We start from the raw sequence: 25,245 nt of genomic DNA on the forward strand, positions 1-25,245 counted from the left end.
TGCGCCGCGATACCGAGGCATACAACCCTGAATCTAGAACACGTTCCATGTCACCCGAGGCAAAACGGAGCGATTAGCTGACCATTACCTGGACCTGACCTTGATCGGCGCAGCGACGGCCGAGCCCGCACCGCCCGACACCCATTCGGCGAGCAAGGTCTGCCACGACCCACAATGGCAGCGCAGGTAGGTGACCGTCCCCTCGCTGGTCCGATGCCGAGATTCGATCTCCCAGCGGTGGATGCAACTTATCGGCGCGAAATCTGTTTTCTTCATACGACGAGCATGATGTAATGGCATTGTGCATCTCAACCCTTACGGCGAATATGCGGTGACGCTGGCCGCCGACCTGGCCAATCGAAATCCCGAGACCTTGGCCGAACTCGTCGAACGCTGCGTCGATGCAGGCATCATTCTCGATTTCCCCATCGCCGAGAAGGACCTCGACGAGACCCTCGACCTTCTGATCGAGTGGTCGAAAATCGTCGACGTCACGGAGGAGGCTGCCCGCGCCGAGTTGGTGAACGTCATGCTCGAGCAAGCGTCGGCGTATCCGCGCATGACCAACCACGCCAACGACGGGTGGCATCTGCACTACCGCGATCCCCAACAGTCGCTCGCCGAGGTCCTCAAGGCACTCTTCTCGGTAGGCACGGCGCTGCACCTCGTCGGCCGCGGAATGCACAGATTAGGTCGGTGCACCCTGGACGAGTGCACCAACATCTACGCGGACACCTCACGCAACGGCAATCAGCGGTACTGCTCCCCCACGTGTGCAAATCGCGACGCGGTGCGACGCCACCGCGCGCGCAAGTGAGCCGGACCGACTACGACGTAGGACCCACTACCTCGAAATCCGAGCCACCTTGGTAGTCGAACTGGAAACTGCCGCCGCTGCTTCCCGAGCTGATCCGATTCCACGCGTCGATCAAGTCCTGGACCGTGTTGTATCCCAGGTCCTCCAAAGAACCTGAGAGACTTCCGGTTCCGGCGCCCTCGAACCAGCCGCCGACCACAACGGCCTGCGGAATCGCGATAGTGGGGTTGGTCGGATCGAGCAGTCGAACGCACGCTCCCGCAACGGCGTACACCCCGGCCGGCAGATTCCCGACGGTCCGCGTGATCGTCTGCCCAGGCGAAACGGCAAACAGATCGAGGATGTTGCTGACGGTCGGATACACCAACACGCCGGGCTGGAGCAGCTTTGCCGGATCGCGGATCACGTCGGGGACATCCCTGGCGTTGAGGATCGCCACTGTGCAGTTGATGAAGCTGAACCGCGGGTTCGGATTGGTGATGGTGAAGGTGATCGCATTGTCCGCTGCGCTCACCGACACCGGAGGCGGGAGAATCGCCGGTGCTGCCGACGCCGTCGCCGGAGTCATGACAACAAGTCCCACGACGGCGGCCGACGCCGCGACAATGCTTCCCAGAGCGCGTTTGAATCCACGACTTCGCATTTCCGAACCTCCAGGCAAGTCGGTCAGATCACCAGATGCCTGAAGAATAGACCGCTCAGTCGGAAAATTGGGGAGACAGACGGTGAGCTACCCGAAAAGTCCTTCGAGGCTGCCGCTGCCGAACAGGTCGCTCAGGCTTCCGGTATTGATGCCGCTGAACGGTCCACCGATGACAACGAGGCTCGGCACGCCAGGAACAGGCTTACCCAACGTCTCCAGATCGAGAAGATCGGAGCAGGCACCGAGCACGGCGTAGGTTCCGTCCGGAACATCGGTCACGGTGTTGGTGACCGTCTGCCCCTTACCGACGGCGAACAGTGAGGACGGGTCGGTGATCTTGGGGTACACCACAAGGTTCGGATCGAGCAGCTTGAGCGGATCATCAAGCACGGCAGCAGAATCCGCGGCGTTGACGACAAACGCCTGGCACAACGGGGCAATGCCCGTGTTGTTGTTCGTGATCGTCAGCGCCAGATCGTTTCCGGTCACCTTGTACGAGACGACCGGCGGGACCACCTCGGCCGACGCAGTTGCAGGATTGACCATCGCGACGCCTGCCGCGGTTGCAGCGGCGACTGCCACGGTTCCCACGACGCGACGTACTCCACTCGTGCCCAGCTTCATCGAGGATCCTTTCGTACTGCGCCTTGAGTTCGGCAACAGTGCGCAGCCTAGAACGGATCTACTGACCGAATTGCGTGAATAGTCCCGGAGGGAGGCCGTGCCCGAAAGATCGGGACAAACGTCCCCTTCTCGAAGAGCTTGCTGTTCGACTCAGTTCCCACTGGAGACGAAGGGCGTTCGCACCGGTCCGCCGACCGAACCGTGCGGTGCTACCAATCCACGCTTTTCGAGGATCGGACGCACACCCTCACCGAACTGATACGCCTCTTCGAGATGGGGATAGCCCGACAATACAAAGTGATCCAGGCCGATCGCCGCGTACTCGGCAATCCGATCAGCCACTTCTTGGTGCGAACCTACCAATGCGGTGCCTGCACCCCCTCGCACCAATCCGACGCCGGTCCACAGGTTCGGCGCAATCTCCAGCGACCTCGCTCCGACGCCCTCCTTGTAAGCCGAACCGCCGCCGTGCAATTCGAGCATTCGACGCTGACCTTCGGAGCCGGATCGCGCAAGACTCGCCTGAGCCTGCTCGACGGTCGCCGGATCGAGCGCACTGAGCAGCCGATCCGCTTCTGCCCATGCCTGTTCCGAGGTGTCCCGGCTGATGACATGCAGACGGATTCCGTAGTCGAGGTGACGACCTTGGACTTCCGCGAGGTCGCGGATCCAGGCGATCTTGGCGGCAACAGCGGACGGCGTCTCACCCCACGTGAGATACGTATCCGCGTAACGCGATGCGACGGTTCCGGCCGCCGGCGACGATCCGCCGAAGAAGATGGGCGGTACCGGATCCGGAATACGCTGCAGCGTAGCCTTTTCCACGTTGACGTACTCGCCGGAGAAATCAACCGGACCGTTACCGGACCACAACTGGCGGATCACGTCGAGGAACTCGCCGCATCGTGCGTACCGTTGGTTCTTGTCGAGGAAGTCACCGAACGTGCGCTGCTCGTGGTCCTCCCCGCCGGTCACGACGTTGAGCAGCAGACGACCGCCCGACTGCCATTGGAAGGTTGCGGCCATCTGAGCGGCAAGCGTGGGGCTGAGCAATCCCGGGCGCAGAGCAACCAGAAACTTGAGTGTCTCGGTGGTCTCGAGCATCATCGCCGTCGTCAGCCATGCGTCTTCGCACCACGCGCCGGTCGGCGTGAGGACAGCTTCGAAGCCGTTCGTCTCGGCGGCCGCGCCGATCTGATTGAGGTATTTCAGCGTCGCCGGACGATCACCGGACATCGAACTGCCGTGCCCACCCGCCATCAGATTCCGGGAATCACCGTAAGTAGGCAAGAACCAGTGGAAGCGCAGTGACACGGTGATTCCTTTCGTCGACGAACAGGCAGAACTCTTCTGTCATTACAACCACAGTCCACCTCGAAGAACAGGGTTGAAATCACCCTGATCGCTAGGGGTGCCCACTTTCGGCTCCGGCGATACCTTCGTGAATTTGCACCGCGACCCGGGGGCTCCGATGACCACGTTTGCCGAAGTCGAGCACAATTCACCGTTCTCGAACGAGACCGACGACGAGCGGCGATCCAGATTGAGAACCGTCGTCGCCGCGAGCCTGCTCGGCACGACGGTCGAGTGGTACGACTTCTTCCTCTACGCAACGGCCGCGAGTCTGGTCTTCAACCAACTGTTCTTCCCGAACCAGAGTTCGTTCGTCGGGACCATGCTCTCTTTTGCGACCTTCGCAGTCGGCTTTCTCGTTCGCCCCATCGGCGGAGTGGTGTTCGGTCACATCGGCGATCGCATCGGGCGCAAGAAAACGCTTGCCCTCACGATGTTCATCATGGGTATCGCGACGGCGCTCATGGGTGTCCTTCCGACCGCAGCTCAAATCGGGGTCGTTGCACCGATTCTGCTTCTGCTGCTTCGTATCCTGCAGGGATTTGCTCTCGGTGGTGAGTGGGCCGGAGCCGTTCTTCTGGCGGTCGAACACAGTCCGGAGAAGAAGCGCGGGCTGTTCGGCAGCATCCCGCAGATCGGACTGGCTCTCGGCTTGGCTTTGGGCACAGGAATGTTCGCACTACTTCAAACGGTCTTCGACGACGAACAGTTTCTCCGTTTCGGCTGGCGCATAGCCTTTGTTCTGAGCTTGGTACTCGTGATCGTGGGGTTGGTGGTCCGTTTGAAGGTCGACGAGACGCCGGCATTTCAGGCCGTTCGCGACCTCGAACAGCGCTCATCCGCCCCGCTCAGGGAAGTCTTTCAAGGAAGAGTCGCGCGAAACACCGTACTGGGCATGCTGTCTCGCTGGGGCGAGGGCGCCGCGTTCAACACCTGGGGCGTCTTTGCAATCACGTATGCAACCAAGACTCTGCATTTCGAAAAGGTTCCGGTACTTCTTGTGGTCACCGTGGCCGCAGTAGTGATGGCGATCTTGCTGCCGTTTTCCGGTTCACTCGCTGATCGGTTCGGCCCGCAACGGGTCTACATCGTGGGCATCGCCGCGTACGGCCTCGCGATCTTCCCCGCCTTCGCACTGTTCGGTACCGAGAATCTCCTGCTCTTCGGAGTCGCGATGGTCGTGGTCTTCGGAGTGATTCATGCCTTGTTCTACGGCGCCCAGGGAACGCTGTATGCGAGCCTCTACCCCACAGAAATCCGGTACACCGGGTTGTCGGTCGTTTACCAGTTCTCGGGTATCTACGCCTCCGGCGTCACACCTCTGATTCTGACGGCACTGATCGGCGCCAGTGGCGGTTCGCCCTGGCTGGCATGTGGATATCTGGTGGCCACCTCGGCGATCAGCGTCGTCGCCACTGCGGCGATCAGGAAGCGTGATCTGCATCTATAGCGATCACATCTGAATATTCACCTCTCTTGCACATTTACTAGATATGCATAGAAATACCTGCGAAGAAGAACAGATCGAGATACGCCTGCGCATCGGATACATCGGTGTATCGTTTGGGGTCCCACCCTGACGGAGGCGCCGATGACGACTGGAACGGACAACTCGCCGGCCAAGCGTGTCACCAAACGCCGTGGTCAGACCCGGCAGCGTCTGCTCGACGCGGCTGCAGATGTCTTCTCCGAATCCGGGTTCGGGCACGCCACGGTCGAGCAGATCTGCGAACGCGCCGGATACTCCCGAGGCGCGTTCTACTCCAACTTCGATTCACTCGACGAATTGTTCTTCGCGATGTGGGAGCAGCGATCTGCATCAATGCTCGCCGATCTACGGCTGGCGACGGAGTCGATCACCGCCGGCAACACCGTCGACATCCATGCCGCTGTCGCCCGGATCGTGGCGGTGGTTCCGGTCGACCCCCAGTGGTACCGGATCAACGCGGAATTCACAGCCCACGCGCTCCGTAACCCGGCACTTCGCAAAGCCCTTGCCGACCGTGAAGACGCGATCCTTCGCACCCTGTTGCCCATCGTGGAGTCCGCACTCAGCGATGTCGGGCGAACAATCGTCGGCGACCCGACGGCGTTGGGACGGGCATTGGTTGCAGTGCACGACGGCACCAGCGTGCAGTGCCTCGTCGATACCGACACCAACGCCGCCTTTGCACTGCGCCGCGATATCTTCACTCGAATTCTGCTGTCCTACAGCGAAATAATCCAGAACAACCAATCGGAAGAGGAGTTGTCGTGAGCGAACAAGCTGACGTCATCGTTGTCGGGGCAGGGCTGGCGGGACTGGTCGCCACCTACGAACTGACGCGCGCGGGCCGCAAAGTCCTTGTCGTGGAACAGGAGAACGCTGCCAACCTCGGCGCGCAGGCATTTTGGTCTCTCGGCGGACTCTTCCTCGTGAACAGCCCCGAACAACGCCGACTCGGCATCAAGGACTCCCTCGAGTTGGCGATGCAGGACTGGATGGGCACAGCGGGATTCGACCGCGACCGCGAAGATCACTGGCCGCGTCAGTGGGCCAAGGCGTACGTCGAGTTCGCGGCCGGCGACAAGCGTCAGTACCTGCACGATCTGGGGCTTCGCCTGATGCCGAATGTCGGCTGGGCCGAACGCGGCCGCGGAATGGCTCTTGGACACGGCAATTCGGTGCCGCGCTTCCACCTCACCTGGGGAACCGGACCTGGCGTCGTCGATGTCTTTCTGACCAAGGTCATAGCTGCCCAGAAACGTGGCCTTGTCACGTTCAAGCACCGCCACCAGGTGGATCAGTTGGTGGTCACCGATGGCGCGGTCACCGGTGTACGAGGAACCGTCCTCGAACCTTCCAGTGATCTGCGCGGTGTGAAGAGCTCACGCACCCCCATCGGCGAATTCGAGTTCGCCGCACAGGCCGTCGTGGTCACCTCCGGTGGAATCGGCGGCAACTACGAACTGGTGAAGAAGAACTGGCCGGAGCGACTCGGCACGGCTCCGAAGCACATGCTGACGGGAGTACCGGCGCACGTCGACGGACGCATGCTCGAAATCACCGAATCCGCGGGCGGAAACATCGTCAACCGCGACCGCATGTGGCACTACACCGAAGGCATCCAGAACTGGAATCCCATCTGGCCCAACCACGGAATCCGAATCATCCCCGGACCGTCCTCGATGTGGTTCGACGCCACCGGCAAGCGTCTGCCGGTCCCCAACTTCCCCGGCTTCGACACGATGGGAACTTTCAAGTACATCCTCGACAGCGGCCACGAGTACACGTGGTTCATCCTCGACCAGAAGATCATCGAGAAGGAGTTCGCACTCTCGGGATCGGAACAGAACCCTGACTTCACCAACCGCGACTTCAAGCTCCTTCTCGAACGAATCAAGAAGGGCGCGCCGGGACCGGTCGAGGCGTTCAAGCAGAAGGGCGCGGACTTCGTGGTGCGCAACAACCTTCGTGATCTGGTCGACGGCATGAACGCCCTCACCGACGAACCGCTCCTCGACTACGAGGACATCGAACGCGAGATGATCGCCCGCGACCGCGAAGTCGATAACAAGTACAGCAAGGACTTCCAGGTCACCGCCATCCACGGTGCCCGTAATCTGTTGGCAGACAAGATCGTGCGCGTCGTTGCACCGCACAAGATCCTGGACCCCAAGAACGGCCCACTGATCGCGGTCCGGTTGCACCTGCTCACACGCAAGACTCTCGGCGGCTTGGAAACCAACCTGGATTCGCAGGTCATCAAGGCCGACGGCAGTGTCTTCGACGGCCTGTACGCAGCCGGTGAAGTCGCGGGCTTCGGCGGCGGCGGAGTCCACGGTTACAGCGCACTCGAGGGGACCTTCCTCGGCGGCTGCATCTTCTCGGGCCGCGCAGCCGGACGAGCATTGGCGCGCGACCTGTAGCCCCGAAATCAGGCGAGCGAATGCGTGACCAGAATGTGGTGGGCACGCATTCGCCGCGCCTCGTGCACGGATTGATGGTGGTGATGGTGCGTCGGCCCGCGCGCGTGGCGGACCAGATCGTGAACAGTACGGATGACGGTCGGCATTGCGACCCTCCCTCAGGAGATTGTGACTGCTGCTCTTGCCTGTGGAATCACTGTCTGGACACCGCCACTCGCGCCACCTCCTCCGGATCGATGAGGTGGGTATGGTCGTCGTCACCGACATCGATCTGCACGACGTCGATACGTGCGTTGAATGTGGTTGCTCCACTGTAATCAACACTGACAGGCATGCCGTAGTCATCCCCGATGTCGGTGGTCTCGTCCGCGGAGAAGACCATCGGTTGCGTCTGCTCGACGCGACCTGAGCCCACTTCGCGACCGTCGTGATAGATCGTGACCCCACCGCCTCTCGCGAGACCACCTCCGTCGTAGGTGAACTCAGCTCTGATCTGGTGTGATCCTGCCGGAATGTCAACGTCGGAACCGATGACGAACTCGGTCATGCCCAATAGGTTGTAGACGAATTTGGCGCGGCCTTCCCGCGCGTAAAGTGCCCAGCCACCAAATCTGCCTCCCTGCGCGATCATCACACCGTTGGCAGTAATGCCATCCGCGACGTCGACTGCTGCTGTGACACTGAATGATCGGTTCTTGATACTCAGCACGCTGTGCTCGCTCAGCCGTTTCATTCCGGGAAACAGAACCAGTCGATTCCCGGACACCAACTGCGGACGCCCCGCGATGTGAGGGTTGAACCTCTCGAATCTTCGGTCGTCGATCGGAAGCACGTTGTACTTGACTGCTTCGATCAACCACAAGCGTTGCAGTGCAGCGAGTTTCTCCGGCAACTCGGCCGCCAAATCTTTGGACTGCGTCCAATCCTGAGACCCGTCGTAGAGCTCCCACACGTCGTCGTCGAGAGCGGGGAGTGCCTCCGCGAAAAGCCACGGAGTGCTGTGCCTGGTGACCGCACTCCAACCCTTGTAATAGATTCCACGGTTGCCGGCCATCTCGAAGTACTGCAGATCGTGACGTTCGGCGACTTCGGCGTCGTCGAAGGTGTAGACCATGCTGGTCCCCTCGATGGGTGATTGCTGGACGCCGTTGACAAAGGTCGGTTCCGGTAGTTTCGCGACTTCGAGGATCGTCGGTGCAACGTCGATGACGTGGGTGAACTGCGACCGCGTCTCCCCCTTGGTCCGAATCCCTGCAGGCCAGTGCACGATCGTCCCGTTACGGGTGCCACCCCAGTGTGACGCAACCTGTTTCGTCCACTGATACGGCGTACACATTGCCCACGCCCACCCCACGGAATAGTGGTTGTATGCGTCCTTGGTACCGAATTTGTCTTTCACTTCCGCCATGAACTCGGGCGTCTCGATGGCGGCGAGTCCGTTGAAGTTGGCCATCTCGTTGAAAGCGCCGTTGATCGTCCCCTCTGCGGACGCTCCGTTGTCTCCGATGATGTAGTACACGAGGGTGTTGTCGAGAGCTCCGAGTTCTTCGATCGCATCGACAAGCCGGCCGACATGGAAATCGGTGTGTTCGAGAAATCCTGCATAGACTTCCATTTGGCGTTCGAGGACGGGCTTCATCTCCTCACTCATGTCCTCCCACGCCGGGATGGCCTCGGGACGCGGGGTGAGGACCGCATCCGCGGGAACGACCCCCCGCTGCTTCTGCTGCTCGAGAATTGATTCGCGTTGAGCGTCCCAACCTCCTGCGAAGCGGCCCTCGTACTTGTCGGCCCACTCCATCGGAACATGGTGCGGCGCATGGGTAGCGCCGGGTGCAAAGTAGACGAAGAACGGCTTGTCCGGAGCCAATGACTTCTGCATCCGAACCCAGTCAATCGCGTGATCGGCAAGGTCTTCGGTGAGGTGGTAACCCTCCTCCGGTGTCTTGTCCGGCTCGACAGGCGCGACGCCCTCGTACAGCGCCGGGTAATACTGGTTGTTCTCCCCGCCGATGAATCCGTAGAAATGCTCGAATCCGCCTTCTCCCGTCGGCCACGACGTGAACGGTCCCACCGGGGATGTTTGCCACGGCGGAACCTCGTGACACTTGCCGAACTGCGCCGTCGAGTATCCGTTGAGTTTCAACGTCATCGGCAGTGCGGCTTTGGTATTCGGCCGCAGGCCGGAAAGACCAGGAGCCGAGGTAGCGGTTTCGGTGATCGATCCCATGCCGACCGAATGATGGTTGCGCCCGCTCAGAAGAGCGGCGCGGGTCGGAGCACACAGTGCCGTCGTGTGAAACCGCGTGTACGTGAGCCCATTACTTTGCAATCGCTCAGCAGTCGGTGTGTCCGCTGGTCCTCCGAAGGCACTGCTCGCGCCATATCCCACGTCGTCCAACAGGACCACCAGAACATTGGGTGCGCCGGCCGGCGGTAGTAGCGGAGTGATCGGCGGAAACTCGGTGTCCGGATCCTTCGCGTCGTACGTCACCAGACCAAGATGTTGTCGATCCGGAATCGGTAGTACGGCGCGGCTCTGGTCTGTCGGATCCGTCATGACGTCTCGCCTTCTGTCTCTCACATGGCTCTTTCAAGCGTTTCAGGATCACGACGACGTCGACATCATCCGTTTCGGGTGAAGGCGCACCATTGCCGCAGCGTGGAGGCTTGAAGTGTGGATCAGCCCGGACGTTTCGCTCCCACCCCGATCGGGCATGCCTTCCTCGTCCCCCGGCGCCGTGTACGTGCAGGCCTGACCCAGATCCTGTGCGTCGTCGTGGGACTGGCTGCCGGACTGGGGATGCCGTATGTCCGGAGCGGCCCGATGATTCCCGCCCGTCAGGTCAGCGAGATGCTCGTTGCCCTCGGACTGGGGTTACTGGGTGTAGTGGCAGTGATCTTCTCGCTGCTGTTCCTCGTCGTCCAGTGGGCCGCGACCACCTTCACTCCTCGCTTGTTGTTGTTCCGCGACGACCCCATCGTGTGGCGGACGTTTGCCTTCGCGATAGGCCAGTCGGTTTTCGACATCACGGCGGCGCTCGCCATCAGCAACGAAACGGACGTGTCGGTGATCGTGCCCAGCCTCGCAGTGCTGGCGCTCTTGGCGACGCTGACGCTGATCAGGCTGCTCCAGCTGCGCGCATTCTCGGCCATCCAGTTGGCTCCTGTACTGACCACGATCTCGAGTCGTGGCCGAGCAGTCTTCGCCGCCGTGTACCCCACCACTGATCTGGAGTTGCCTCCTCTACCAACACTTCCGGTGATCACGACAATCGAGTGGCATCGACCGCCGGCCGTTCTGCAGCAGATCCTCGTCGAAGATCTGCTGCAGAACGCTCGGAACTGCCGATCCATGGTGGTCCTCCGAGTGTCGCCGGGTAGCACGCTGCGAGACGGATTGCCGCTCGCCGACGTCTACGGCGGACCCATGCCCGCCAACACGATCCTTGACGCCTTGGTCAGTGGGAGTGAGCGGACCTTCACCCAGGACCCCCTACTCGCGATTCGGTTGTTGGCTGACATCGCGCTCAGAGCGCTCTCACCCGCTATCAACGATCCTGCGACGGCCGTGCAGGCTCTGGACGAGATCGAGGACCTCCTCTCTCTGGTGGCCTCCGTACGCGCAGATTCGATCCGGGCCGTCGACGAGCGTGGTGATCTGCGTGTGGTGATTCCACTGCCCGACTTCACGAGCTTCGTCAGAACCGGACTGGACGACGTCATAGCCTCGGCATCGAACTCGCCACTCGTTCTGGGCCGACTTCGCGACCTACTTTCGCACGTCGCCGCCCAATCGGAGTCTCGGAACCGCGATATTCTCGCCACGCGCGCTCGCTGGATTGATCAGCTGTCACAAGGCTTCCCGCGACTCGAACCCCCGTTGTGAACCCGTACAGATTTGCAGGCCATCGCGTCAAAGCATCGTCAAGATCAGTCTCAGAGCTACGGGAAATGACGATACTGACTCGGTGAGACATGCAGTGATACTCGGACACCGTGGAGTCATATCGTCGACCATCCGCGCCGGCGGCGAACCTGAGAAGCAAAAGCTCTCCGTCGCAACCGGACTGGCGGGTCTGTCACTCGACGCGATGGCCTCGGTGTCGTACGGTCCAGAGGCCATCGTGTTGGTCTTGGCCCTCGCCGGCGGCGCGGGGATCGGCTTCACCGTGCCGGTGACGATCGCCATCGCCGTGCTGCTTGTGGTTCTGGTGGCGTCGTATCGCCAGGTGATCGCCGCATTTCCCGAAGGCGGTGGCGCATATGCCGTCGCAAAGAAGCATCTGAGTCCTCGCGCAAGCCTGACTGCCGCCGCATCGTTGATCGTCGACTACACCCTCAACGTCGCGGTATCGATCGCAGCCGGTGTCGCGGCTCTGACCTCCGCCTTCCCTGCGCTTCTTCCCTACACGGTCTGGATCGCACTGGCGATACTCGGCGGCATCACTGCACTGAATCTACGGGGCATCGCAGATTCCGCGCGAGTATTCATGTTGCCCACCGTGGTTTTTGTCGTCAGCATCTTCACGGTGATCGGTGCCGGACTACTTCGGGAAAACCCTGCCGCCGCCACGGCTCCCTTCCTCGCCGACAACGCACACACGATCGGCATTCTCCTTCTGCTCAAGGCATTTTCGAGTGGTTGCGCCGCATTGACCGGAGTCGAAGCCATCGCCAATGCGGTACCCAGTTTCAAGAAGCCTCGCGTGCGTAGCGCTCAGCGTGCCGAAGTAGCTCTGGGAATCCTGTTGGGCACCATGCTGATCGGCCTTGCGGTGTTGATCGAAAAGTTCTCACTGGCCCCAGTCCCCGGAACAACGGTCCTGTCGCAACTCACTTCCGCTGCCCTCGGAAATGGTGTGGGCTACTACGTCGTCCAATTCTCCACCGTGATTCTGTTGGCGTTGGCCGCGAATACCTCGTACGGCGGACTTCCCAACCTGATGCGGATCCTCGCCGACGACAACGTGCTCCCGCACCGCTTCAGCCGGAAGTCGACGCGTGACGTCTTCACTTACGGCGTCTTGTCGCTCGGTGGCGTCGGTGCTCTCCTGCTCATCGGATCCGGCGGAAACATGAACACCTTGGTGCCGCTGTTCGCCATCGGTGTGTTCATCGGATTCACGCTCGCGCAGTTCGGCATGGTGCGCCACTGGCTCGCCGAACAGACGCCGGGCTGGAAGTGGCGCCTAGCGCTCAACGGTTTCGGGGCTGCGTTGACTTCGATCGCAGCAGTGGTGACCACCGCCATGAAGTTCACCGAGGGAGCCTGGCTGATCGCTCTCGCCCTCCCTGCGCTCGTCCTCGGTATGGAACGCATCCGCGGTGCGTACACACATATCGGTACTCGGTTAACCGTTCAGGGTGAGAACGATTCTCTGTCTATCGGATACAAACCAGCGGTCCTAGTACCCGTGTCCGAAATTACGTCGCTCTCCACCCGCGCGATGGCCGCGGCAACGGCGATGTCGTCACAGCCCATCGCAATTCGAGTCTGCCTGGCCCACGAATCGACGACGGACTTCACACGCCGATGGCAAGCCCGACACCCGAATTCGCGTTTGATCGTCATCGAGGACACCGAGAATTCCGTGGGGAACACCCTCGCCCGATACATCCGCACACACTTCCCCCACCGAGAGACCTTTGTTGTCGTCGCCACCATCGACCCGGCCACCAGATGGCACCGATTCCTCCCGAGCCAACGGACCGATGAGATCGCTCATGCACTGCGCAAACACACCGAGGCCGTGGTGTGCCAGATTCCGGTTCGGATCGATCCGGCTCACCGCGATCCCGCCCTACGCGCATGAGCCGACGCTCAGAGCGAGGTCCCGAACAACATGCCGAGCAGATACGTCGCGCCGGCAACGCCGTAGCCGATCGCAAGTTGGCGTAGGGCCCGCTTGAACGGAGGCCCGCCCGAGAGCAACCCGACCACAACGCCCGTCGTCAGCAACGCGATCCCCACGAGAACAGATGCGACGATCAGAGCCGTCATGCCTTCCAGGCCGAACAGATACGGCAGCACCGGAATGATTGCGCCCGAGGCGAAGAAGCAGAAACTTGCCGCCGCTGCGCCCAATCCGGTTCCGACGGCTTCATGGTCGTCGACAACGTCAGCGGCGCCGAAGGTGCTGTTCGCGAGGACCTCGGCGGCGCGCTGGTCCGCTTCCTCGGCGGACATGCCGCGGGCCCGGTAGACCAGGGACAATTCGTTGGCGTCGACGTCGAGCAGGCCGACAGCTTCGCTGGCAGCGGGACCAGGATTGGACGCTTCCAACAACTCTCGCTGCGAGCGGACTGAAACGTACTCGCCGGCGCCCATCGACAGGGCGCCGGCCAGAAGCCCGGCCATGCCGGTGATCAGAACGATCTGGTTGGAGACGCCGCTACCGCTGATGCCGAGTACAAGAGCGAGATTGCTGACGAGGCCGTCGTTGGCTCCGAAGACGGCGGCACGAAACGTCCCCGAAAGTCTGTTGCGGCCTCGGGTGGCCAAGGCCCGCACCACTTCTTCGTGGATCTTCTCGTCCGCGCCCATCGATGCGGTCGCGTCGGCGTCGTTCGGATAGGGGGATCGTGTCTCCGCGCGCTGGGCAAGAGCGAGCACGAAGACAGAGCCGAAGCGTCTGGCCAGAAAGCCCAGTATCCGAGTGCGGATATCACCGCGAAGTGGTTTGCCGACGTGATCGCCGAGTAGCGCTCGCCAGTGCGCCTCGTGTCGACCCTCCGCATCGGCCAGTGCGAGAAGGATTTCGCGCTCCTCGCCGCTGCGCCTACCCGCGAGGTCGCGGTAGACGGCGGCCTCGGCTTGTTCGTCGGCGAGGTATCGTCTCCAGCGCTTGACATCTCGCGGGTCTGGATCGGGTCGTGCGGCCGGAACTGTGGACATCGTGTTCCCCTTCCGGTGAGGCGGTCACGCTTCGAGTACGCGGTCCATCCACGTCGTCAGATCATTGATGACGTCGTCGCGGTTGGTCTCGTTGAAGATCTCGTGCCTGGCACCCGGATAGGTGTAATAGGTGACGTCTTCGATCCCCGCCGAGTTGTACCGTTCGACTGCGACGTCGGTACGGCTCAGCGCGGCGTTGAGAGGATCCGAGGTGCCGACGAAGACCAGGATCGGAAGGTCTTGTCGCACGCCCTCGACGTCGACGAACCTCGGTCCCGCTGCGATAAGCCCGCCCATGCCGGCGTCGTCCAGGCTGAAACCACACAGTGGATCGTTGATGTACAGATCCACCTGCGCTTCGTCACGGCTGAGCCAGTCGTGCGGAGTACGGGCCGGTTCGAATTCGGCGTTGAACTGGGCGAGGACGTCCGGGCCGTCGTTGACGAGGCTCTCGATGAGTTGATCGACCGCGGTGGTCCCCGACAGTGCGACGGCGTCGATCAGGTGTGAATGGTCGAGGATGTACTGCTGCGAAGCGAACGAACCGAGGCTGTGGCTGAGCAGTACGACGGGCAGGCCGGGGTGTTTGTCGCGGATGATGCCCGTGAGGGTCACCATGTCTGCCACCAAGCGGTTCCAGCCGTCGTCGCCGATGTTGCCTGGGCCGGCGTGCATGCTCTCACCGTGGCCGCGGTGGTCCGCCGCGTAGACGTGGAAACCGCGAGCATTCAGGGCTTCGGCAACGTGTGCGTAGCGTTTTGCGTGCTCACCCATACCGTGCGCGAGTTGAACAACCCCTCGAGGTTCCTGCTCGGTGGGCCATTCGTGGACATGAATGACCACTCCGTCGTCGCTGGTGAAGGTGAACATGCGCTACTCCCGGTGGTCGCGATCCGGACAGGTCATTTCTCATGCTAGATCCGCAGCGGCAATCCATCCGGGAAGTAGGTCCTGATCACCGGCGAGCCTGATTCGTTTCTGCACATCCGGCTTCAAACTCGGATATACCGGACACGGATGTTCGGAAACAGTTGTCGACCAGCCTGAGGAGTACAGAGCGATGAATCCCAACCGCATGCGCAACGTCGGCTTGTTGGCGGCTCCACTTGCTGCTCTCGCCCTTCTCAGCGGTTGCGGCTCGGATGAAACGGGAACGGCCGAGAGTTCACCGGCACCCGCCTCAACCACGACCGCCTCTGCGCCGACGACCCAGACCGGCACCGCTTCACCTTCGACGACCCATACCGATCACACCCAAACCACAACCTCGACGGCATCCAATCCCGAAGGCTGCGCGATCGGGGAACTGAACGTCACCCTCGGCGAGTCGAGTGGCGCCGCCGGTTCTGTGGAGCTTCCGGTGGTCTTCACCAACACGGGCGGCCGCACGTGCACGCTCGACGGTTTCCCCGGCGTCTCGTATGTCACGGGAGCGTCCGGAAGCGAAGTGGGTGCTGCAGCCGGCCGCTCCGGATCCGGTTCACTCGTCTCCCTTGCCCCTGGCTCTGCCGCAACGTCTTTGGTGCGAGCTACGAACGTCGAGAACTACCCGGAAGATCAGTGCGGCCTGACCGACGTTGCGGGACTGAGGGTTTACCCGCCCAACAGCTACGACTCGGTCTTCCTCGCCTACCCCACCAAGGGTTGCTCGATGACCGGCGCGAACATCAACCAGCTGACGGTCGCGCCGGTCGCCCGCTGAGTCACGGCTTGAGGCGTCGTAGACCCCAGAGCGCCGGCAGGAGGAACAGGCCTGAAAGGATCAGGACGAGTGCAGCTTCCGTGAACTGGAAACGCCAGAACCGATCATCCGAGTGGTAGCGAACTTCGTAGTGGTCGACGCCGTGTTCCCGCAAACAGATCTCCATCTCTCTGTTCTGCTGCGCTGAGAGCACATCCATGCGGAGGTTGTACTCGGCGCCGGTCTCCTCCGGGCGCTGGTCGTACGGGTCCTCATCGCCTGATCCACCCCACGTGCACTCGTCGTATTTGACGTGGACCCAGTTACCTCGGAGGTCGACATATCCCTGCGCGAGTTCCCAATTGACCGCGGGGATACTGGTATCGCTCGAATAGTAGGAACTGAATCCGGCGACGGGTGATGTTCGGACACTCGGCTCGGCGTAATCGGGTCGTGCAACCAACTGAAATCCTGCCAGGATCGCAACAACACCGACCATCGTGATCGCCATTGCGCCGATCGAACTGCGCACCAGCAAAGCCAGTGCTGCTCCGAGCAAGAGTGACATGGATGTGTACGCACCCAAGACCAGTCCGCTGGATTGAAAGAGTGGATACGACAGGTTCGATATCTCGACGAAAGTCGAACGCCCGGCAACAAATCCATACCGGGAGTTATCCGGGAGGGATCGAGCCCATTGCAATGCAAATCCGAGCAATGCGGAAGCCACAGAAATCGGCAGGAAGACGATCAACACACGGGTCCAGAACCACCGAGTCCGACTGACCGATTGAGTAAGCCCCAGTACGTGTGTTCCTTGTTCGACATCCCGCGAAAACACGGTTACCCCGATCAACACGCCGAGGAACACCGGCAGAGCAGTAGCAACCACTGTCGTCAGGGTGAGAGCCGTCTCTGCCGTGCAGATCGCGGTGATGTCGTCGAAGCAACTGAGTGGCGATCCGAAGCGTTGGGTTTGTCCGCTGCTCTTGATGATCGCACCACTCGACAAGACAATGACTGCTAGTGCCGCGATGAATCCCAATGACACAACGAGCGATGTCCGGTGGTGCCGCCACGTAACCCAGATCATGCCGCCACCATCGTTTCTGCGCTCAGGTGCCCGAGCACCACGTCGTCGAGAGTTGCGTCGTCGATCACCCAGCCGGCCCGAGGGCTCGGACGGATTCCCTCCACCACGTGAGAATTCGACCGCATCCCCTTGTCGGTATGAATGACCGCACCGGCGCCGACCACGTCCGAGGGGTCGCCGTCCCCGATCAATACGTAATGGGCAGAGATCAATTCATCCAACGGACCGGACAATCTCGCGTTTCCGCCGCCCAGCAGAAGAAGTCGATCCGATACGTCTGCCAATTCGGAGACGATGTGTGAAGACAACAGAACTGTGGTGCCGTACTCGGCAACGTCTTCGAGCAGAGTGGTCGCGACAGACCGCCGTGCCACCGGATCGAGATCTGCCAGAGGCTCGTCGAGTAGAAGCAACTGCGGCCTGCGCCCGAGTGCCAAAGCCAGTGCAACCCTGGTTCGTTGACCTGGCGACAGGGCTTTCGCCTTCGCATCTAGAGCAATTCCAGCGCGCTCCACCAGATCCAGAGCGTACTTCGCATCCCACTCGTCGTTGGTATATGCGCCGAATCGAAGAAGTTCTGCAACAGTGAATTTGGGATACAGCGGCTTGTGCTGAGCGAGGTACGACAGGCCTGGACAGATGCCGTCCTGATCCGGCGTGCTGCCCAGGACGGAGATCGAACCATGGTCAGGCATCGTCAACCCGACCGCCAAGGACATCAGTGTGGACTTGCCCGCTCCGTTCACCCCGACCAGGGCAGTGATGCTTCCTGTTGCGACCTCGAAGGTGCAGGCGTCGAGCACCTTCTTCTTACCGAAGCGCTTGTCCACGTCCTGCATCGTGAGCGCCGATTGTTGCTCAGTCATGATGTCTCCCCCTGCTTTCCGGACGGATCCGTTTCGATGAACGTCTTCTCGAGTTCCAAACTCACCAGTGCTTCGATGTCCGTGCGCTCGAGTCCAGCAGCCACGGCATCTGCCACCCAGCGGGCCAACTCGCGCCGTAGCGCAGAGCTTTCCGCCATACCGGGCTTGGCCAGGGACTTCACGACGAACGTGCCCAATCCGGGCCTCGGGGCAACAAGCCCGTCGCGCTCGAGTTCCTTGTAGGCCTTCAGGACTGTGTTCGGGTTGATCGCGAGCGCTCCCACGACGTCCTTGGCTGTGGGCAGCCGATCCCCGACTTGGAGATCACCGAGCCTGAGCGCCTGCTTCACCTGAAGGACCAATTGCACGTAAGTGGGAATGCCGGATCGGCGGTCGATACGGAAGTCGATCATCCGAACCCTTTCACTAGTTCATTAGTGGAATAGATATTTACCCTGCCTTGACCTCCCGGGTCAAGCCAGACGACCCCTGTAAAGTGCAGATGCCCCGGTTCACCGGGGTGCCACGCTGCTCGTGTGAAGTTCGGTGAAACCCCGGCACTGTCGACGCAACTGTGAATTCGCCCGTCACTACTCGAGGCGAACGAGTCAGGTCACCGGCCTCGTGGCGACACGATGGTTCTCGGACGAAGGACCGCTCGTGGCGCTTCGCCTCGCGGCCGCGCTGCTCGCGACCCTTCACCACTAGCGGAGGGGTGGCTGTGAGTACTCGGCCGACACGTAGATTCAGATCTGTACTTGCAGCACTGACGGTGAGCACCGCACTGCTTGCCGGTGCGTGCAGTAGCTCGACGTCCGATGCACCCGCAACCACAGCGGCCTCGGACGGCTCGTTCCCGGTGACTGTTGTTTCCGGTCCCACGGATTCCGGCACGGACATCACCATCGAGTCACGTCCGCAGTCGATCGTGTCACTCAGTCCCAGCGCCACCGAGACCCTGTGGGCCGTCGGCGCGGGCGATCAGGTGAAGGCCGTCGACAATCAGTCCGACTACCCGGCCGGTATCCCGGTCACCGATCTCTCGGGCTTTCAACCGAACGTCGAAGCCATCCTCGGCTACGCACCGGATCTGGTGATCGCATCGGATGACATGAACGATCTTGTCTCCGGACTGCAAAAGGCGAAGGTGCCGACACTCCTACTACCGGCAGCCACAAGCATCGACGACGTCTACGCCCAAATCGAGCGCGTCGCGAAGGCCACCGGCCACGAAGACAAGGGCACCGAAGTTGTCGACACCATGCGCTCGGACATCGACGCCGCTGTCGCCAGTGTTCCTGCGCGCCAACAGCCGCTGACGTACTTCCACGAACTCGACTCCTCGCTCTACACCGTCACGAGTTCGAGCTTCGTCGGGCAGATCTACTCGCTGTTCGGAATGAAGAGCATCGCCGACGCCGTGGGGCAGGGTGACTATCCGCAGCTGTCCGCCGAATTCGTGGTGCAGGCTAATCCCGATCTCATCTTTCTCGCAGACTCCCAATGCTGTGGAGTGACAGCAGAATCCGTCACCGCTCGGCCCGGGTGGAGCGGCATGAAAGCGGTTACCGGCAACCAGATCCATGTGCTCGACGAAGACCTCTCCAGCCGCTGGGGACCTCGTGTCGCCGACCAGGTGAAGGCCGTCGCGGCCATCGTTGCCCAAGTTCCCGCGGCCTGAGCACTCGATGATCAAAGCCGGTATCTCCCAACATCGGACCGCCGTTCTGCTCGGCGCCGCGCTCATTCTGTGCGCTGCCTTGCTGATCGGTGTTCTGGTGGGGCCGGCCGGATTGACGCCTGATCGGACCATTCTCGAACTTCTGGACGGAATACCCGGCATCCACCTCGATTCCGGCCTCACCGCAACACAGCAGGCGATTCTCTGGCAGATCCGGCTTCCGCGAGTAGTCCTGGGCGCGTTGGTCGGAGCAATGTTGGCCGTAGCCGGCGCAGCCTACCAGGGCGTGTTTCGAAATCCCTTGGCAGATCCGTATCTCCTCGGAGTTTCCAGCGGAGCCGGACTGGGCGCAACCCTCGCCATCGTTTCGGGTGGAGCGCTGGGCATGTTCGGAATTCCCATGGCCGCCTTCGTCGGTGGTGTGCTGGCCGTGTTCGCAACTTATTCGCTCGGCCGAAGCATAGGCGGGCCGCAGAACGCGGTAGTCATCATCCTCGCCGGTGTCGCAGTCGCAGCGTTCACGAATGCAGCGCAGACATTTGTCCAGCAGCGGTTCGACGATTCACTCCGCGAGGTCTATTCCTGGCTACTCGGCGGACTGTCCACCGACGGTTGGTCGGAAGTTCTGGTTGTCTTGCCGTACGTCGCGCTGGCATCTGCCGTCATCCTGGTACACCGACGCGTACTCGACGTGATGGCCGTAGGTGACGTCGAAGCCGCCAGCCTCGGCGTCGACCCGGCCAGATCACGCCTGGTGCTGGTGCTCGCCGCAACTCTGGGAACGGCGGCGGTCGTGAGTGCAAGTGGACTGATCGGCTTTGTCGGAATCGTTGTTCCCCATGCGGTTCGACTGGTCGTCGGCCCGTCTCATCGACTGCTTCTCCCCCTGTCACTCATGCTGGGTGCGGCGTTTCTCGTCCTCACCGACGTTGCCGCCCGCACGGTCATGGCACCGGCCGAACTCCCCATCGGGGTTGTAACCGCGATGATCGGCGCTCCGTTCTTCCTTCTGGTTCTGCGCCGCAGCCGGGTCTCGGCGTGACCGACAGCGCAGTGCGGTGCCGCGACCTCCGAGTCAACCTCGGCGGCAAGGACGTCGTCGACGGCATCGATCTCGATGTGACACCAGGCGATTGGGTTGCCGTGGTCGGGCCGAACGGCGCCGGCAAGACAACCTTGATGCATGCCCTCGCTGGATTGATTCCGTCTACCGGTGAGCTCTCGGTCGGGGGGCTGAGTCCTCGCAATTCCAGCCGCAAGGCGATGTCCGCCGTCGTCGCGTTGATGCCTCAGCGTCCGGTAGTACCCGAGGGCTCAACGGTCAAGGAACTGATTGCGCTCGGCCGCACTCCCTATCTACGACGCTTCGGAACCGAAACCGCCACTGACCGTTCGGTGATCTCTTCGGTCATCGAGAGACTCGACCTCACCGAGTTCGCAGATCGACGAGCCACCGAACTTTCCGGTGGCGAATTGCAACGCGCGGTCCTGGCTCGGGCACTGGCCCAAGAACCGCAGGTACTGCTCCTGGACGAACCCACCAGCGCGCTCGACATCGGTCACCAGCAGCAGGTTCTCGACTTGGTGGAGGAACTGCGTGAAGCCGACAACATCACGGTCATCGCCGCGATGCACGACCTCACTCTCGCGGGTCAGTACGGTCGACGAATCATGTTGCTCGACAAGGGCAGCGTCGTTGCCGACGGCACTCCCTCATCGGCGCTGAAGGCAGACATCCTCGGCCGCGTGTACGGCGCTCGGGTCGAAATCCTGGACCGGCCCAGCGGTCCCATAGTTGTTCCGATTCGGCAGGAAGGCACCCGCTGATGGAATTGGTGATGCTCGGCACCGGTGCTGCCGACGGTTGGCCGAACCCGTTCTGTACTTGCCCTTCCTGCCTGGCCGCCCTGTCGAGTGAAACCATCCGCGGGCACACTGCCGCCCTGGTGGACAACAGAATCCTGTTAGACTGTGGACCCGAAGTACCGCGTGCCGCGTCGCGATTCGGTCGAACGCTGGCACACGTCGAACGCATCCTGTTGACGCATTCTCATCCCGATCACCTCGGCCCGATGGCATTGCTGTTCCGGTCCTGGGCCTCGCGCACCGAACCACTACAGGTTCTCGGACCACCCGACGCGCTCGATCTCTGCCGAGACTGGGTAGGCCCGGATGACCCGGTGACCTTCACACCGCTCGAGACCGGCCAGTCGATCATGTTGGGCACCTATCGTGTTCGCGCACTCGAAGCCGCGCACGAAGTACCCACCCTTCTCTACGACATGACCGACGCATCCGGAACCCGAATCTTCTGGGCCACCGACACCGGGCCTTTGCCCGAATCAACTGTCGACGCCCTTGCCGACGCGCGTTTCGACGCCGTCTTTCTCGAAGAGACCTTCGGCTACAAGACCGACCACGGCACCGGGCACCACGATCTGTCGAGTTTCGCGGAGACGGTGTTGCGGCTCCGCAACTGCGACGCGATCACCGATCGAACCGATGTGGTCGCCGTACACCTCGGGCACCACAACCCCGTCGAAAACGAACTCTCGGAAGCACTTCGTGTGTCAGGGGCGCGAGCGGTTCCGGATGGAGCTGTGCTCGAGATCGGGGTAGGACAGAGCCATCGAACTCTGGTCACCGGTGGCGCCCGCTCGGGCAAGTCCACTTACGCGGAGGGCCTGCTTGCCGGCTACCGGCACGTCACGTACATCGCCACCGGGGATCCGCTGGACGACGATCCCGACTGGATCGAACGAATTGCGTCGCATCGCGCGCGGAGGCCGCCGACGTGGACGACGGTAGAGACCTCCGAGGTCGCCGAAATTCTCGTGGCCGCAACAACACCGATCCTGATCGACTGCCTCGGCACGTGGCTGACCGCACGTCTGGACCGACATCAGGCGTGGGCGACAGAAGATCTCAGCGACGTCCACGCAGATATCGACCGGTTGGCCGACGCCTGGACCGCCTGTCCGGTTCCGATTGTCGCCGTCACGAACGAAGTGGGAAGCGGCGTCGTCCCGGACACGAAGTCCGGGAGACTGTTCCGCGATCTACTCGGTCTGGTGAACAGCCGCATCGCCAGTGAATCGGAGTCCGTGGTCCTGATGACCGCCGGGCTCCCCCTGAGCCTGCGCGTGTGACGTCAGAGCAATCCGGTGAGCTGACGCGCGCAATCGAGTAGGAAACCGACCAACTCTCGATCCTCGTCCGTCACTCGCCCGCTCGCTCCCTGAACACACAACCCGCCGGCCACCTGGTCTGCGTGATCTCGAACCGGTACTGCGACCGCGGATCGACCCAGGCGACATTCCTGGTTCTCGAATGCAAAACCCTGCAGGCGAACAGACCTCAACTGCTCATACAACGCATCGAAATCACCGAGGGTGAACTCCGTGACCCGGCGAAGTTCCAAACCCGAAAGCAGCCGCTCGTCGTGCGCCAACAGAACCTTCCCCAGCGCATTCGCGTGAAGGTTCTTGGCCAGTGCCGCTATTCCGATGATCTCGTGATCCGGATCCTTGTCGACGAACCTCAAGCGCCCACCAGCGAATGAGGCGACGTGCAATCCGAACCTCGTGTGTGTCCGCATGTCCTCGACGCGCTCGTGCAGCGTCGGCGCCGGACCACTCGACGACGCCGCATGCGAGAGCTCGGCAGTCCGACGCCCCAACGCGAACCCTGACAGGTCCGGCACCCGCACGAGAAAGCCTTCCGCCACCAGCAGATTCAGCATCCGGTACGCCGTGGCCGACGGAACGCCTGCAAAAGTGGCGATCTCCTTCGCGGTTGTTCCCGGTCCCAGATGAGCCACCGCCTCGAGCATCCCCAGCGCCTTCTGGACCGCACGCGGTTGTTGTCCACTGAAGTGGGTCTCGTCGCCGATCTGTTTGCCTGATCGTGGACCAGCGGTTGCACGGTCCGCGGTCACCGCCCATGCTCCGGCGAGTCACCCTCGGCGGTCCCACGATCCGGAACGAGTCGCCTTCGCCCGTCACCGTCGATCAGCAGAGTGCCCGCACCGGGCAACAGGTCCGCCGTCTCGACGCTGTCGAAAGCGCCCACCATCAGAAGGCTTTCCGGTCTGGCTCTTCGAAGCAATGAACTCCACACTGTCCCCGACACAGCAACAGCAAGAGCAGCGATCGGCAGTGCCCACATCCCGTGAACCGCACCGTCGAGAACGATGTAGACCAATAGACCGGCACCGGCGACGCTCACGGACACAGTGCATATCCGGGTCAGCGAAGTATGTTCCCCGATTCGGCGCAAGAACTTCCACGAAGCAAAGGCCACCAGCGTGTAAGCGCAGACCAACGCGGTCTCCACCACGCCGTCGAAGGATCCCGAATCGTCGCGAACCGTATCCGAATAGATGAATACGCCCGCCGCACTTACCGCGACGAACGCAAGTACCGCAACGTACGGGGTGCGGAACCGTCTGTGTACGCGAGCGAGCGGCGCAGGCAGTACCCGTTCGATCCCCATCGAGTACAACAACCGCGAACCCGCCTGCGCACAACCGAGAGTGGATGCGAACCAGGAACACGTCATTCCGATCTTGACTGCCAGAACCACTTCCGCGCTGGCTCCGGATGCCGTTCCTTCGAAGTACGCTCCGACGATCGTTGCGCCGTGGCCGGTCATCGCCGCCCAGGCCGCAAAAACGAAGAGGACCCCGCAGATGATCGGCGAAATGAGAACCGTGCGTGTGACGCTAATGAGTGGTCGTTTCGCTTCCGGGCCGAAGAAGGCCGAGCTTTCGAAGCCCGCCATGCTGAGCACCGTCAGCATCGCGAGAAACGGAACTGCACTCAGCGACGGATTCGGCAGGGCAACAGCAGTTGTCGTGTCACTGTGCGTCGCCAGCATGACCACGACGATGAGAATCAACGAGCACGCTTCGACGACCAGGATCGCTCGGGTGGCGAACCGGACGCCTCGCACTGCAATCCACGCGACGGCCAGGGCAATCGCCACCGTCGTGATCACCGTCGCGGCAGGCCCTCGCACGTCGGGGCCGACAATGGCGATGGTATCGAGCAGACTCGGAACTGCCTGCGAGAAAACCGAAACCGAGATTCCGAGATACCCGAGTACCAGTGCGGCACCCGCCGTCAGTGTCGCCCGGATACCGGAGCCTTGGAAGACGAAGCTGTACAACGATCCTGCTGCGGCGAGTCTCCGCGTGAACTGAGTGATGCAGAACGCAACGAGAAACACCGCCGAAGTTGTCGCAGCAATCGCAGCCAACCCGACGTAGCCGGGACTGTAGGTGATCATCCACAGGGCGATGAACACCATTCCCGTTGCCGGAGCGATCGTGGAAAGTGATTGCCCCAACAGGTCGATCGGGGTCAGACGTCCTCGTCCGAGACCACGGAGCGGGGAGAACACGGGCTCACTGTGTTGATCCGCATTCTGCGCTCGCGTGATCGCCGCACGCAGTGCCGCACTCACGGCCATGTGTCACCGTCCGTCGCGTCCAGGCCCGAACCTACGAGCGAATTGTCAGAATTCGGTCAAGTTAGTCCGCTTATGTTTCCGCGCAGTTTCCACGATGGCGCGCACAGAACTTTCAAGTGAGAATCCGACTCTGTTTCCCACCCAGCGTCATGCCGGATCAAGGGCGGCCGACGGTATCCGTCCCCTCCGGGAGCACCTTGACCTGCGA

24 protein-coding genes are annotated in these 25,245 nt (G+C 61.8%); 11 read left to right on the forward strand and 13 right to left on the reverse strand.

Annotated features, from left to right (window positions below):
- Positions 1-84: 84 nt before the first annotated feature.
- The gene (locus QRN54_RS13890; protein WP_039973125.1) at positions 85-276 is read right to left on the reverse strand and encodes a hypothetical protein; all 192 of its coding nucleotides are present in this window, start codon (positions 274-276) and stop codon (positions 85-87) included.
- Positions 277-301: 25 nt separating this feature from the next.
- Between QRN54_RS13890 and QRN54_RS13895 the strand changes: the two genes are divergently transcribed.
- Positions 302-817: a CGNR zinc finger domain-containing protein gene (locus QRN54_RS13895; RefSeq protein WP_003940315.1), complete on the forward strand. Its 516-nt coding sequence runs from the start codon at positions 302-304 to the stop codon at positions 815-817.
- Positions 818-827: 10 nt separating this feature from the next.
- Here the strand turns inward: QRN54_RS13895 and QRN54_RS13900 are convergent, their stop codons facing one another.
- The 3 genes from QRN54_RS13900 to QRN54_RS13910 form a co-directional block, all read right to left on the reverse strand.
- The gene (locus QRN54_RS13900) at positions 828-1,460 is read right to left on the reverse strand and encodes a hypothetical protein (RefSeq protein ID WP_209448004.1); all 633 of its coding nucleotides are present in this window, start codon (positions 1,458-1,460) and stop codon (positions 828-830) included.
- 87 nt (positions 1,461-1,547) lie between these two features.
- Positions 1,548-2,084 carry a hypothetical protein gene (locus tag QRN54_RS13905; RefSeq protein ID WP_007729952.1) on the reverse strand — a complete coding sequence of 179 codons (537 nt, stop codon included), beginning with the start codon at positions 2,082-2,084 and terminating at the stop codon, positions 1,548-1,550.
- A gap of 150 nt (positions 2,085-2,234) precedes the next feature.
- Positions 2,235-3,398, reverse strand: a complete 1,164-nt coding sequence (locus tag QRN54_RS13910; RefSeq protein WP_003940457.1) for an LLM class flavin-dependent oxidoreductase — start codon at positions 3,396-3,398, stop codon at positions 2,235-2,237.
- A gap of 157 nt (positions 3,399-3,555) precedes the next feature.
- Between QRN54_RS13910 and QRN54_RS13915 the strand changes: the two genes are divergently transcribed.
- From QRN54_RS13915 to QRN54_RS13925, 3 genes are all read left to right on the forward strand, one after another.
- Positions 3,556-4,887 (forward strand): MFS transporter, encoded by a 1,332-nt coding sequence (locus tag QRN54_RS13915; protein WP_030536520.1) that lies wholly within the window; start codon positions 3,556-3,558, stop codon positions 4,885-4,887.
- A gap of 141 nt (positions 4,888-5,028) precedes the next feature.
- Positions 5,029-5,694: a TetR/AcrR family transcriptional regulator gene (locus QRN54_RS13920; RefSeq protein ID WP_065454946.1), complete on the forward strand. Its 666-nt coding sequence runs from the start codon at positions 5,029-5,031 to the stop codon at positions 5,692-5,694.
- A complete protein-coding gene (locus tag QRN54_RS13925; protein ID WP_285182192.1) occupies positions 5,691-7,346 on the forward strand; it encodes an FAD-binding dehydrogenase in 1,656 nt (551 codons plus the stop codon). The genes QRN54_RS13920 and QRN54_RS13925 overlap by 4 nt, the downstream gene beginning before the upstream one ends.
- 8 nt (positions 7,347-7,354) lie before the next feature.
- On the opposite strand, the gene QRN54_RS13930 is transcribed toward QRN54_RS13925, so the two are convergent.
- Both QRN54_RS13930 and QRN54_RS13935 read right to left on the reverse strand, forming a co-directional pair.
- On the reverse strand, positions 7,355-7,492 hold the full coding sequence (locus QRN54_RS13930; RefSeq protein WP_153211511.1) for a hypothetical protein: 138 nt from the start codon (positions 7,490-7,492) through the stop codon (positions 7,355-7,357).
- A 47-nt stretch (positions 7,493-7,539) separates the two neighbouring features.
- On the reverse strand, positions 7,540-9,906 hold the full coding sequence (locus QRN54_RS13935; protein WP_285182194.1) for an arylsulfatase: 2,367 nt from the start codon (positions 9,904-9,906) through the stop codon (positions 7,540-7,542).
- A gap of 117 nt (positions 9,907-10,023) precedes the next feature.
- On the opposite strand from QRN54_RS13935, the gene QRN54_RS13940 reads away from it, so the two are divergent.
- Both QRN54_RS13940 and QRN54_RS13945 read left to right on the forward strand, forming a co-directional pair.
- The gene (locus QRN54_RS13940; RefSeq protein ID WP_285182195.1) at positions 10,024-11,235 is read left to right on the forward strand and encodes a DUF2254 family protein; all 1,212 of its coding nucleotides are present in this window, start codon (positions 10,024-10,026) and stop codon (positions 11,233-11,235) included.
- 94 nt (positions 11,236-11,329) lie between these two features.
- Positions 11,330-13,162 carry an APC family permease gene (locus QRN54_RS13945; protein WP_285182245.1) on the forward strand — a complete coding sequence of 611 codons (1,833 nt, stop codon included), beginning with the start codon at positions 11,330-11,332 and terminating at the stop codon, positions 13,160-13,162.
- 8 nt (positions 13,163-13,170) lie between these two features.
- Here QRN54_RS13945 and QRN54_RS13950 read toward each other — a convergent pair whose 3' ends face one another.
- Both QRN54_RS13950 and QRN54_RS13955 read right to left on the reverse strand, forming a co-directional pair.
- A complete protein-coding gene (locus tag QRN54_RS13950; RefSeq protein WP_285182197.1) occupies positions 13,171-14,244 on the reverse strand; it encodes a VIT1/CCC1 transporter family protein in 1,074 nt (357 codons plus the stop codon).
- Between the two features lie 24 nt (positions 14,245-14,268).
- Positions 14,269-15,114, reverse strand: a complete 846-nt coding sequence (locus QRN54_RS13955; protein WP_003939910.1) for an alpha/beta hydrolase — start codon at positions 15,112-15,114, stop codon at positions 14,269-14,271.
- Between the two features lie 190 nt (positions 15,115-15,304).
- Here QRN54_RS13955 and QRN54_RS13960 point away from each other — a divergent pair, with 190 nt between their 5' ends.
- A complete protein-coding gene (locus QRN54_RS13960; RefSeq protein WP_285182198.1) occupies positions 15,305-15,946 on the forward strand; it encodes a DUF4232 domain-containing protein in 642 nt (213 codons plus the stop codon).
- A 1-nt stretch (position 15,947) separates the two neighbouring features.
- On the opposite strand, the gene QRN54_RS13965 is transcribed toward QRN54_RS13960, so the two are convergent.
- Genes QRN54_RS13965 through QRN54_RS13975 form a run of 3 tightly spaced genes read right to left on the reverse strand, consistent with a single transcriptional unit; the run spans position 15,948 to position 18,297 of the window.
- Positions 15,948-17,018, reverse strand: a complete 1,071-nt coding sequence (locus QRN54_RS13965) for an ABC-2 membrane transporter-related protein (protein ID WP_285182199.1) — start codon at positions 17,016-17,018, stop codon at positions 15,948-15,950.
- A complete protein-coding gene (locus tag QRN54_RS13970; protein ID WP_285182201.1) occupies positions 17,015-17,884 on the reverse strand; it encodes an ABC transporter ATP-binding protein in 870 nt (289 codons plus the stop codon). The genes QRN54_RS13965 and QRN54_RS13970 overlap by 4 nt, the downstream gene beginning before the upstream one ends.
- On the reverse strand, positions 17,881-18,297 hold the full coding sequence (locus QRN54_RS13975; protein ID WP_003939899.1) for a GntR family transcriptional regulator: 417 nt from the start codon (positions 18,295-18,297) through the stop codon (positions 17,881-17,883). Before QRN54_RS13975 ends, QRN54_RS13970 begins: the two co-directional genes overlap by 4 nt.
- 308 nt (positions 18,298-18,605) lie before the next feature.
- On the opposite strand from QRN54_RS13975, the gene QRN54_RS13980 reads away from it, so the two are divergent.
- Genes QRN54_RS13980 through cobU form a run of 4 tightly spaced genes read left to right on the forward strand, consistent with a single transcriptional unit; the run spans position 18,606 to position 22,714 of the window.
- Positions 18,606-19,565, forward strand: coding sequence for an ABC transporter substrate-binding protein (locus QRN54_RS13980; RefSeq protein ID WP_285182204.1), 960 nt, complete (start codon positions 18,606-18,608; stop codon positions 19,563-19,565).
- Positions 19,566-19,572: 7 nt separating this feature from the next.
- Positions 19,573-20,607: a FecCD family ABC transporter permease gene (locus QRN54_RS13985; RefSeq protein WP_019745569.1), complete on the forward strand. Its 1,035-nt coding sequence runs from the start codon at positions 19,573-19,575 to the stop codon at positions 20,605-20,607.
- Entirely contained in the window at positions 20,604-21,392 is a 789-nt protein-coding gene (locus QRN54_RS13990; RefSeq protein ID WP_285182206.1) for an ABC transporter ATP-binding protein, read from the forward strand. The genes QRN54_RS13985 and QRN54_RS13990 overlap by 4 nt, the downstream gene beginning before the upstream one ends.
- Entirely contained in the window at positions 21,392-22,714 is a 1,323-nt protein-coding gene (gene cobU / locus QRN54_RS13995) for a bifunctional adenosylcobinamide kinase/adenosylcobinamide-phosphate guanylyltransferase (RefSeq protein WP_285182207.1), read from the forward strand. Before QRN54_RS13990 ends, cobU begins: the two co-directional genes overlap by 1 nt.
- Before the next feature lie 2 nt (positions 22,715-22,716).
- On the opposite strand, the gene QRN54_RS14000 is transcribed toward cobU, so the two are convergent.
- Entirely contained in the window at positions 22,717-23,502 is a 786-nt protein-coding gene (locus tag QRN54_RS14000) for an IclR family transcriptional regulator (RefSeq protein WP_020909339.1), read from the reverse strand.
- A complete protein-coding gene (locus tag QRN54_RS14005; protein ID WP_047271947.1) occupies positions 23,499-25,037 on the reverse strand; it encodes an APC family permease in 1,539 nt (512 codons plus the stop codon). The genes QRN54_RS14000 and QRN54_RS14005 overlap by 4 nt, the downstream gene beginning before the upstream one ends.
- Between the last annotated feature and the right edge of the window lie 208 nt (positions 25,038-25,245).

The organism is Rhodococcus sp. MEB032 (assembly GCF_030208925.1).
Taxonomy (GTDB): domain Bacteria; phylum Actinomycetota; class Actinomycetes; order Mycobacteriales; family Mycobacteriaceae; genus Rhodococcus_F; species Rhodococcus_F qingshengii.

What these genes read in the sequence shown, in the direction of transcription:
- QRN54_RS13890 (WP_039973125.1), bottom strand. Translation starts at nt 276, where the DNA reads ATGAAGAAAACAGATTTCGCGCCGATAAGTTGCATCCACCGCTGGGAG.
- QRN54_RS13900 (WP_209448004.1), bottom strand. Translation starts at nt 1,460, where the DNA reads ATGCGAAGTCGTGGATTCAAACGCGCTCTGGGAAGCATTGTCGCGGCG.
- QRN54_RS13905 (WP_007729952.1), bottom strand. Translation starts at nt 2,084, where the DNA reads ATGAAGCTGGGCACGAGTGGAGTACGTCGCGTCGTGGGAACCGTGGCA.
- QRN54_RS13915 (WP_030536520.1), top strand. Translation starts at nt 3,556, where the DNA reads ATGACCACGTTTGCCGAAGTCGAGCACAATTCACCGTTCTCGAACGAG.
- QRN54_RS13920 (WP_065454946.1), top strand. Translation starts at nt 5,029, where the DNA reads ATGACGACTGGAACGGACAACTCGCCGGCCAAGCGTGTCACCAAACGC.
- QRN54_RS13930 (WP_153211511.1), bottom strand. Translation starts at nt 7,492, where the DNA reads ATGCCGACCGTCATCCGTACTGTTCACGATCTGGTCCGCCACGCGCGC.
- QRN54_RS13935 (WP_285182194.1), bottom strand. Translation starts at nt 9,906, where the DNA reads ATGACGGATCCGACAGACCAGAGCCGCGCCGTACTACCGATTCCGGAT.
- QRN54_RS13950 (WP_285182197.1), bottom strand. Translation starts at nt 14,244, where the DNA reads ATGTCCACAGTTCCGGCCGCACGACCCGATCCAGACCCGCGAGATGTC.
- QRN54_RS13955 (WP_003939910.1), bottom strand. Translation starts at nt 15,114, where the DNA reads ATGTTCACCTTCACCAGCGACGACGGAGTGGTCATTCATGTCCACGAA.
- QRN54_RS13960 (WP_285182198.1), top strand. Translation starts at nt 15,305, where the DNA reads ATGAATCCCAACCGCATGCGCAACGTCGGCTTGTTGGCGGCTCCACTT.
- QRN54_RS13965 (WP_285182199.1), bottom strand. Translation starts at nt 17,018, where the DNA reads ATGATCTGGGTTACGTGGCGGCACCACCGGACATCGCTCGTTGTGTCA.
- QRN54_RS13970 (WP_285182201.1), bottom strand. Translation starts at nt 17,884, where the DNA reads ATGACTGAGCAACAATCGGCGCTCACGATGCAGGACGTGGACAAGCGC.
- QRN54_RS13975 (WP_003939899.1), bottom strand. Translation starts at nt 18,297, where the DNA reads ATGATCGACTTCCGTATCGACCGCCGATCCGGCATTCCCACTTACGTG.
- QRN54_RS13985 (WP_019745569.1), top strand. Translation starts at nt 19,573, where the DNA reads ATGATCAAAGCCGGTATCTCCCAACATCGGACCGCCGTTCTGCTCGGC.
- cobU (WP_285182207.1), top strand. Translation starts at nt 21,392, where the DNA reads ATGGAATTGGTGATGCTCGGCACCGGTGCTGCCGACGGTTGGCCGAAC.
- QRN54_RS14005 (WP_047271947.1), bottom strand. Translation starts at nt 25,037, where the DNA reads ATGGCCGTGAGTGCGGCACTGCGTGCGGCGATCACGCGAGCGCAGAAT.